A 1,682-nucleotide genomic window follows, 5' to 3' on the forward strand; every position below is an offset into this window, starting at 1 on the left:
ACACAGTGCAGATGAAAAGATCATCCATCCGAAAAAAAATAGGCGTGGAACCTCTGGGAAACATCAAAGAATACATCGACTCCCGACCATAAAAAAATATAACAAACTAATTTATAATAGATTATAACACACATCTGAATTCTGGTAACTATTCGCATCGTTTAGCAGTTCTCTGCTTGCAATGAATTAACAAATAGATAATGCCAATACGCACTTATTTTTTATATTTGCAACAAACACATTGCTATGAAACACATTCCTTTACTTATCTGCATTTTGTTCCTGTCCTTTTCTTGCAACAAAAATACTCACTACAACAATATACTGACTCATGCCGAGCAGGTTACCCCTCTCTTCCCCGACAGTGCATTAAAGATACTAGACTCAATATCCCCCAGCAAGCTGAATGGCGAACCTCTCCACAGATACAACCTGCTGAAGATACAGGCAAAATACAAAGCCTATAAGGATATAACATCCGATACTGTCATCTTCGAGGTAAGGGACTTCTACCTGAACGAAAATAATATGGACTATACTGCACTAGCCTACTATTATTGCGGCAAGGTTCTATTCGAACAGAAAAAGCTTAAAGAGGCAATGGCTGAACTTCTTAAAGCAGAAGAATATATTGATAAAATAAAGGATAATAATCTGAAAGGACTGATTCAGTACTCAATAGGGGAAATATTACTGAAACAATATTCAGAATCAAAATCTATACCTTATTTTCTTTTGGCAGCTAATTATTTCCATAAGACCACAAACTATAGAAATATAACTGCATCCTATCGTCTTGTCGGTGATTCATATTTAAGGATGTCAAACAGGGATAGTGCGTTTTATTACTATAATAAATGTTTAGACTTGGCACATATAGCTAACGACAGCTTGCAAATAGCCAATACAACTCTAAACCTTGGTGTCACATACCGCGAAATCGGCGAATATGATACAGCTAACAAATACGTGAAAGAATCGGGGAAGTATTCGGCAGATAGTGTTCTTCAGATGAAACTATACCTGAACCTATCAAAAACATTTATAAAAAAAGGTATCTTGGATTCGGCTGCATTCTATATTGATAAATCTTTAACCTTTGCCCGCAGCAAAGGCAATTTGGTCACCCTGACCAGTATATACCGGGGATTGTCGGACATAGAAGAAGGACGCCGGGATTACAAACAGGCACTATCATATTATAAAGAATATGCAAAAAACTTACATACCATTGTTAATGAAAATAAGAATCCGGAGATATTGGAACTACAGAAAAAATATAAATACGAACAATTCCTGAACGAAAATAACCGATTGAAAATAAAACAGCAGCAGTCCCAGCTTATTTTCTCTTCCTTGTTTTTTGTCATTTGCATTATCGCGTTATTCTTTTACAAAAGGTCTGTCCAGCACAAAAAAGATGCATTGGAAAAAGAAAATGAAATATTGGAAGCCGAGAACAAGATATTGCAATTGATAGAAATGTCAAAAAGCTTTGATGAAAAAGAAAATAATATGAGAAGCATGCTATTACATCATTTCGATATACTGCGAAAAGCAGCCACACTGGAAAAATATGTAAAAGGAGACAACAAACAAGACCACCGGCTGATAAAGGTATTCAATGAAATCGTGTATGGGCAAGATTCCCTAAACTGGGATTTGCTTTATCAGGACATGAA

1 protein-coding gene is annotated in these 1,682 nt (G+C 35.8%); it reads left to right on the forward strand.

Going from position 1 to position 1,682, the window contains the following annotated elements; genetic code table 11:
- Positions 1-246: 246 nt before the first annotated feature.
- Positions 247-1,682, forward strand: a 1,436-nt coding sequence (locus D0T84_RS22145; RefSeq protein WP_163310085.1) for a tetratricopeptide repeat protein, incomplete at its 3' end; no start/stop codon positions are given.

This window comes from Dysgonomonas sp. 521, from assembly GCF_010501055.1.
Taxonomy (GTDB): Bacteria; Bacteroidota; Bacteroidia; order Bacteroidales; family Dysgonomonadaceae; genus Dysgonomonas.